This window comes from Picosynechococcus sp. NKBG042902 (assembly GCF_963864045.1).
GTDB lineage: Bacteria > Cyanobacteriota > Cyanobacteriia > Cyanobacteriales > MRBY01 > MRBY01.
Map to the genome: position 1 here is coordinate 122942 of NZ_CAWLTV010000069.1, position 6587 is coordinate 129528.

The window sequence follows — 6587 nt, forward strand, 5'->3', positions numbered from 1 at the left end:
TCATGTTGCATCGTCGAAAAAACCGCTGGATGTATGGCCTATTAGCCTGCATTGTCGCGATCAGCGTCAACCTTGCGACACCCACCGTTAGCCAGGCGGGTTTTTTTGAAAATCTTTTGCGGGGCGTTTTAATCTGGGGGGTGCAGAGTTATCAAATTTCCAATCTCTCGGATGCCCAGGAACAGGACTTTGGTCAACAAATTCACAATGAACTGACCCGTTCCGGCCAGGTTAAACTCTATCAAAACCAGCGGGTTGTGAGCTACATCAACGAAATTGGCCAACGTTTAGCGCGCCAAAGCACACGCCCAAATTTAAATTACAAATTCTTTGTCGTCGAGGATGACAGCGTGAATGCCTTTGCCACCATGGGGGGCTACAACTACATCAACACAGGGCTAATTAAAACCGCCGCCAATGAGGCAGAACTTGCTAGTGTAATTGGCCATGAAATTGGTCACATTGCGGCGAAACATTCCCTAGAACAGATGAGAATGCAGGCCCGGAACCAGGGGATTTTGGCGGCGACGGGCTTGGATAGTAGTCAGATTGTCCAGTTGGGGGTGGCGATCGCCGTTGATTATCCCAACAGTCGCAGTGACGAAACGGAAGCGGATGATCTTGGGTTTAATATGTTGACCCGGGTCGGCTATGCCCCAGAGGCGATGGCTTCATTTATGAAAAAGTTGATGGCAGCCAACAGTGGTGGTGGTCGTCCCCCTGAATTTTTGAGTACCCACCCAGCCACCAATGATCGAATTGTGCGACTCCAAAATAAAGCCGCCCGTTATTCGGGAAATCCCCAAGGTTCGCTCTATGCGGAGGGGTTAAATCAGCAACGTTATCGGAGTCGTCTGTCGCCCCTGCTCTAAATGGTTGGTTTTTAACTCAGTTTTTAGGCGATCGCTTTCCTTGGCGATCGCCTTTTTTGGGTGTATCTGTGAGCAAAAAAAATCCCCCATGGTGCTGGGGGAAGGGAATTTTGTTCGATATATGCGGGCGAGTTAGTTAACGGCCGCCTTGTTTTTGTTTGAGGATATCGAACATGGCGTCCTGAATTTGTTCCTGGAGAGTCGGATTATTAGGCAGCTGATTACTAATGCGATTAAAGGTGCTGCGGGGCATAATGTCGTCAATGAGGTTGGGCAAGACATTGTTGCAGTAGTTACGCACTTTCCCAATGGCGGCACGGTTATTGAGACGGTTAATACTCTGGGGCTGATCGCAGCGAATTTCCCAGTCCGGTTTGCGGCCAATGAGATTTTCGACCTCCAACAAGAGATTATCCATGCTGTTGTTGCCGTAGATCGCCAGATAGGCTTCGGCATAGCGATTAATGTCTGCGGTGCTCGGTTGTTGGGCGATCGCCTGATTTTGCCAGCCAAGAATTTCCGGTTTGAGGGTTAATTGGGGCGCTAGCCCCAAGCCCAGGGCGCTGAGGGTAAGGCAACTGCCCAGCAAATAATCTTGGAAGCGACGGGGTAAAAGCATAATGACCGATGGGGAATAAAAATCAGCGATGGCAAATTTTAAACGTATTCAATATTAAAGAATAGGTTTTAGGGAGGGAAGTTCCAGGGGGCAACTTTTTTCTGCCATGGTTGCAAGGGTTTAGCGGAAATGCTGACAGAGTTCGAGAATTTTAGTCGGGAGAATTTCCTCGGCGATCGCCCCTTGTTTCAGTCCGGCTTCGAGTTCGAGCAAAATCGGCAGGGTTTTGAGGAGTTGCTGGCCCCGCAACCGGGAAATTTCCTTTTTCAAAAAATATAATCGTTTGGGATTCTTGAGATCCGCCAGTTTGGCGATCGCCTGATCGTCCCGTTCCCCAGCTTCGATCATTACCTTAATAATTGTCCACATCCGGAATTGACCGATCAACGTCGCCACAATCCGCAGGGCAGGCTCATTTTGCGCCAACAGTTCCCCCACCAATTGAATCGCTAAACCACCATTGCCTTCCCGGATCGCCTCACAGAGTTGCAAACTATTTTGGTTCGTTGCTGCCACCAGTTGCTGAATTTCTACTTGTGTTAACGGTTGTGTCCGGCTCCCCTGATAAATTCTGAGCTTTTCTAACTCATTCCAGAGCCGTCGCGTATCATTGCCCACCGCCTCACCCAGTAATTCCGTTGCTGGTCGATCTAAATTCACCCCCAATTCCCGCGCCGTACTTCTGACCCGATCCGCAAGGGCTTCCGTCTGCCACGGGGGAATCGGCGAAAACTCCCGTACTTTCGCGTGTTCCTGGATAAATTTTGTCGATTTTAGCCGCTTATCTGGTTTTTTACGGCTCGTGATTAACAGATGTGAACTTTCGGGAATCACGGGTAATGTCCGGTGCAATTCCTGCAAAAGACTATCCGAGCAAGATTGGCACAACGTCGCTTCATTCAGCCAAACTAACCGTCCTCCCATGCCAAAGGGCGGCGTCATCACCTCATTCAGCGCATCAATAATACTTTCCTCTTTACTGCCGTCGTAGGTCTGAAAATTAAACGATAGCCAAGCTGGATCTAAAACCGATTGCTTAATCTGATCCACCGCTTGGGCGATCGCAAAATCATCCTCCCCCCAGAAAAAATACACCGCCATCGCAATCCGCTAAAATCACAAACAAATCAAGGTAAAGTAAATAGAGCATCCCTCGCAACGTAACCATTATGCCCAGAACACAGCGCAACGATAATTTCATCGACAAAAGCTTTACGGTGATGGCCGATATCATCCTCAAAATTCTGCCCACCAATAACCGTTCCAAAGAAGCCTTTGCCTATTATCGCGATGGGATGTCGGCCCAAGCCGATGGGGAATATTCCGAAGCCCTCGAAAACTACGAAGAAGCCCTGAGGCTTGAAGATGACCCCAATGATCGTAGCTATATCCTCTACAATATGGGCCTGATCTATGCCAGCAACGGCGATCACAACAAAGCCCTAGAACTCTACCACGAAGCAATTGATCTCAATCCCCGGATGCCCCAGGCCCTAAATAATATTGCGGTGGTCTATCACTACCAAGGCGAAAAAGCAAAGCAATCTGGCAATGAAGACGAATCAGAAGCGCTCTTTGATAAGGCCGCAGAATATTGGAAGCAGGCGATCCGCATCGCGCCGAACAACTACATCGAAGCGCAAAACTGGCTGAAAACCACCGGTCGCTCGGAAATGGACGTCTTTTTCTAAATTAGTTAGTGATCGAAACTTTAAAGTAAGCATTCACATTGAGAATTTAAACATGATTGATCTTGAACAGGTCCGCAAGGTTGCCCATTTAGCACGTTTGGAATTAACGCCGGAAGAGGAACAGCGCTTACCCTCCCAACTCAGCGCGATTTTAGACTATGTCGAACAACTCAGCGAACTGGACACGGACAATGTGGAGCCGACCACCAGAGCCATTGACGTGAGCAATATTACCCGCACCGATGAACAAAAAACTTACGGCGATCGCCAACTTTTACTCGATAATGCCCCGGATCGCGAAGATGATTATTTCCGAGTCCCCAAGATCCTCGGCGAAAGCGAATAATTAAAATTTATGTTTTTGCTCAATTCCCCTGTCAGGTGATAGGGGAATTTTTATTGGGCATAATCAGTAGATTGCACCGCTTCTTGCAGAACTTCGGTAATCCACCTATTGATGCTGGTATTTTTGCTGGCCGTCAAAATCGTGATTTCACGGTGTAGCTCTGGTGAAACTCGTAGGTTAAAGCGTCCTGAATATTCTTTGATGGGGCTAATGCCTTTTTCCTTACAAACTTCGAGAAATACTGCGAGGGAATTTTTAAATTCCTGGCGGAGTTCTTCGGGATTGCGGCCATAGAAATCTGCGCCACCATTTAACCCCAAGATTTCACCGCGAAATAAGTCAAGTTCTGGGTCATACTCAATTTTTGCTCGATAACCATCAAGAATCATCATGTTCATGGCTTTACTCCGTGGGATTCTAACCATTTCCGAATACTGGCAACGGCTCCTTTATCAGTTGTAGGGGAAGGGTGAGGTCGATGAAAAACCCGCACTTCACCAAAGAGAATCACCGCAACTCGTGAGCCACTCCTCTCAGAAATGTCTGCTCCTAGTTCCAGAAAGAGTGCTTCGATGTCAGACCAGGCAATGTTGCCACTGATGGGCCTTTGGAAAATAAGCGCTAGGGTTTTACTGTTTTTACGCTTCATTTTGTTAAGTACCTCGATGGTACTACAAAAAAGTACCAAAACATTATGCTCTGAACATCGCGTCACGATAATTTCATCGTGAGGAGTGTCGCAGTTAAAATATATGCCTGGTCATTTTGACTGGGGATCTTGGCTAAGTGATTTCAAAGAAATTGCCTAGAGGCCCAAGACTTCAGCAAAGATTTGTACAATACAATACGGTTTCTTTAAAAAATATTAAGGTTTTATCCATGGGCCAGACCACAGAAGCGCAAACCCTAAAGTACGGTGAGCGGGAAATTGAAAATGGCGAACTCATTACTTTCCCGAACCCCGCCCCGGACGTCGCTATACCATTAACATCACCCTGCCGGAATACACTTGTAAATGTCCTTTTTCTGGCTATCCGGACTTCGCAACGATTTACATTACTTATGTACCGGATCAGAAAGTGGTGGAGTTAAAAGCGATCAAGCTTTATGTCAACAGTTACCGCGATCGCTATATTTCCCACGAAGAAGCAGTTAATCAAATTCTCGATGACCTGGTCGCGGCCTGTGATCCCCTCGAAATGACGATCAAAGGAGACTACCAGCCCCGTGGTAATGTGCATACTGTCATTGAAGTTACCCACACCAAAGAACAAGCATGATGATCTTCGCTTGGCAGTTCCAATCCCCTGGCCCCATTTTGTTTGAGGTGGGTAATTTTGCAATCCGTTGGTATGGTCTTTTAATCGCGATCGCCGTGTTGATCGGTGTGAATCTCTCTCAATTTTTGGCAAAGCGACGGGGGATTAAACCGGAGTTACTAGCCGATTACGTCATTTGGGGAATTATTGGGGCGATTCCCTGCGCGCGACTGTATTATGTGCTATTTCAATGGCGCAGCTACGTCGATCGTCCCCAGGATATTATTGCGATCTGGCAAGGGGGCATTGCGATCCACGGGGCGATCCTTGGCGGTGTGATTGCGGCGTTGATTTTTTGTCGCCTGAATCGTCTTTCTTTTTGGCAACTGGGGGATTTGATTGCGCCTGCTTTGATTTTGGGGCAAGCTATTGGTCGCTGGGGAAATTTTTTCAATTCGGAAGCCTTTGGGGCACCAACCGATTTGCCTTGGAAGCTTTATATTCCCCTCCAAAATCGCCCTTTAAACCTTGTGGAATATGAATATTTTCACCCGACCTTCCTCTATGAATCTGTCTGGAATCTTGGGGTTTTTGCATTACTCCTCTATTTATTTTTCTGGGGTTTGCGCCATGGTGATCGCCTCAAAACAGGCACAATTTTTCTTACCTACTGGATCGCCTACAGTGCTGGCCGCGTCTGGATCGAAGGCTTGCGCACTGATAGTTTAATGCTTGGTGGGATTCGCGTCGCTCAATTAGTCAGTTTGACAGGAATGGCCCTCGGTATTTTGGGATTAGTCTGGTTATATGTTCTAAAACGACGCTTACCCGATGTGCGATCGCCGAGGGAATTACGAGAGGCAGAAGCTATCCCAGAAAATTCCGAGACTTAAACCGTTACCATTGCTCCTCTAGTGACAACATTATCCATGGGCCAAACCATCCTCGTTACGGGCGCCGTCCGCTCTGGCAAAAGTGAATGGGCCGAACACCTTGCACTCCAGTCCCAACGCCCCGTCACCTACATTGCGACGGCTGTTGAAGATCCTGACGATCCCGAATGGATGGCCCGGATCCAACACCACCGCGATCGCCGCCCGAAAAATTGGGGATTTATGGGTGAGTCAGTCCATCTAACCGAAGCGATGCGACGTATCCCCGAAGACCACTGCGTCCTTGTAGATTCCCTCGGTCTGTGGGTGGCCAATCATTTAGAAACAGAGCCGGCTCCTTGGCACCAGCTCACCACAGCATTTTTGGAGGCGATTAAAAATTCCCCACGGATGCTAATTCTTGTCGCCGAAGAAACGGGTTGGGGCCTCGTTCCCACTTACCCATTAGGACGCTTATTTCGCGATCGCCTGGGCCGTTTGATCCGCGAAGTGGGCCTCGTTTCTGATCAAGTCTATTTATTGGTGGGTGGGCATGCCTTGGATATCAAAACACTAGGACATCCCTTGCCTCCGGTAAAAATGCCCCTCAGCTGAAGTCAATTGTATCTTTTTGTAACAAAAACTCTGCTAGATATTAAGAAAAGTGTTTACACTCAGGTTATGAAATCCTTCAGAAGGCTATATGCCTATGGAGTATGTGTTATTTTAAGAAACGTTAACCATCTGAAATAGCCTATATTTCATAAGGTTGACCCGCTTACATGATTCTCGGAAACTCCCCTGACCATAGGATTTATACCTATTGGCTTTTGCTCATTTGACAGGGAGAATCCATAACAAGGAAACTAGCGTAAGCCATTTAATATCCAACCCTTGTTCATTCATATAGACAAGAGGAATTAAAAAC

Annotated in this window: 9 protein-coding genes and 1 pseudogene; 6 read left to right on the forward strand and 4 right to left on the reverse strand. The window is 47.5% G+C overall.

The genetic code is table 11. From position 1 onward, the window contains the following. Positions 1-2 precede the first annotated feature (2 nt). A complete protein-coding gene (locus AACR41_RS08735) occupies positions 3-872 on the forward strand; it encodes a M48 family metallopeptidase (protein WP_030007031.1) in 870 nt (289 codons plus the stop codon). A gap of 136 nt (positions 873-1008) precedes the next feature. Here AACR41_RS08735 and AACR41_RS08740 read toward each other — a convergent pair whose 3' ends face one another. Further along, positions 1009-1491, reverse strand: a complete 483-nt coding sequence (locus AACR41_RS08740) for a DUF4168 domain-containing protein (protein ID WP_012307182.1) — start codon at positions 1489-1491, stop codon at positions 1009-1011. A gap of 120 nt (positions 1492-1611) precedes the next feature. Further along, positions 1612-2592 carry a DNA polymerase III subunit delta gene (gene holA / locus AACR41_RS08745; protein ID WP_030007032.1) on the reverse strand — a complete coding sequence of 327 codons (981 nt, stop codon included), beginning with the start codon at positions 2590-2592 and terminating at the stop codon, positions 1612-1614. 68 nt (positions 2593-2660) lie between these two features. On the opposite strand from holA, the gene AACR41_RS08750 reads away from it, so the two are divergent. Both AACR41_RS08750 and gatC read left to right on the forward strand, forming a co-directional pair. Continuing rightward, entirely contained in the window at positions 2661-3182 is a 522-nt protein-coding gene (locus AACR41_RS08750) for a photosystem I assembly protein Ycf3 (protein ID WP_030007033.1), read from the forward strand. 52 nt (positions 3183-3234) lie between these two features. Beyond that, the gene (gene gatC, locus AACR41_RS08755) at positions 3235-3528 is read left to right on the forward strand and encodes an Asp-tRNA(Asn)/Glu-tRNA(Gln) amidotransferase subunit GatC (protein WP_030007034.1); all 294 of its coding nucleotides are present in this window, start codon (positions 3235-3237) and stop codon (positions 3526-3528) included. Positions 3529-3578: 50 nt separating this feature from the next. On the opposite strand, the gene AACR41_RS08760 is transcribed toward gatC, so the two are convergent. Together AACR41_RS08760 and AACR41_RS08765 are read right to left on the reverse strand one after the other, a co-directional pair. Next, positions 3579-3926 carry a type II toxin-antitoxin system HicB family antitoxin gene (locus AACR41_RS08760; RefSeq protein WP_030007035.1) on the reverse strand — a complete coding sequence of 116 codons (348 nt, stop codon included), beginning with the start codon at positions 3924-3926 and terminating at the stop codon, positions 3579-3581. Next, positions 3923-4177: a type II toxin-antitoxin system HicA family toxin gene (locus AACR41_RS08765; protein ID WP_030007036.1), complete on the reverse strand. Its 255-nt coding sequence runs from the start codon at positions 4175-4177 to the stop codon at positions 3923-3925. Before AACR41_RS08765 ends, AACR41_RS08760 begins: the two co-directional genes overlap by 4 nt. A gap of 230 nt (positions 4178-4407) precedes the next feature. Between AACR41_RS08765 and queF the strand changes: the two are divergent. The 3 genes and pseudogenes from queF (at position 4408) to cobU (ending at position 6274) form a co-directional block, all read left to right on the forward strand. After that, a pseudogene (gene queF / locus AACR41_RS08770) lies at positions 4408-4808 on the forward strand (preQ(1) synthase). Further along, positions 4808-5680, forward strand: a complete 873-nt coding sequence (lgt, locus tag AACR41_RS08775) for a prolipoprotein diacylglyceryl transferase (RefSeq protein WP_045441942.1) — start codon at positions 4808-4810, stop codon at positions 5678-5680. The pseudogene queF and the gene lgt overlap by 1 nt, the downstream one beginning before the upstream one ends. A 36-nt stretch (positions 5681-5716) precedes the next feature. Beyond that, complete coding sequence (cobU, locus tag AACR41_RS08780) at positions 5717-6274, forward strand: bifunctional adenosylcobinamide kinase/adenosylcobinamide-phosphate guanylyltransferase (RefSeq protein WP_030007038.1); 558 nt, start codon at positions 5717-5719, stop codon at positions 6272-6274. Positions 6275-6587: the final 313 nt, after the last annotated feature.

Coding starts and splice junctions, on each gene's coding strand:
- gatC (WP_030007034.1), top strand. CDS start 3,235: ATGATTGATCTTGAACAGGTCCGCAAGGTTGCCCATTTAGCACGTTTG.
- AACR41_RS08735 (WP_030007031.1), top strand. CDS start 3: ATGTTGCATCGTCGAAAAAACCGCTGGATGTATGGCCTATTAGCCTGC.
- AACR41_RS08765 (WP_030007036.1), bottom strand. CDS start 4,177: ATGAAGCGTAAAAACAGTAAAACCCTAGCGCTTATTTTCCAAAGGCCC.
- lgt (WP_045441942.1), top strand. CDS start 4,808: ATGATCTTCGCTTGGCAGTTCCAATCCCCTGGCCCCATTTTGTTTGAG.
- cobU (WP_030007038.1), top strand. CDS start 5,717: ATGGGCCAAACCATCCTCGTTACGGGCGCCGTCCGCTCTGGCAAAAGT.
- AACR41_RS08760 (WP_030007035.1), bottom strand. CDS start 3,926: ATGAACATGATGATTCTTGATGGTTATCGAGCAAAAATTGAGTATGAC.
- AACR41_RS08740 (WP_012307182.1), bottom strand. CDS start 1,491: ATGCTTTTACCCCGTCGCTTCCAAGATTATTTGCTGGGCAGTTGCCTT.
- holA (WP_030007032.1), bottom strand. CDS start 2,592: ATGGCGGTGTATTTTTTCTGGGGGGAGGATGATTTTGCGATCGCCCAA.
- AACR41_RS08750 (WP_030007033.1), top strand. CDS start 2,661: ATGCCCAGAACACAGCGCAACGATAATTTCATCGACAAAAGCTTTACG.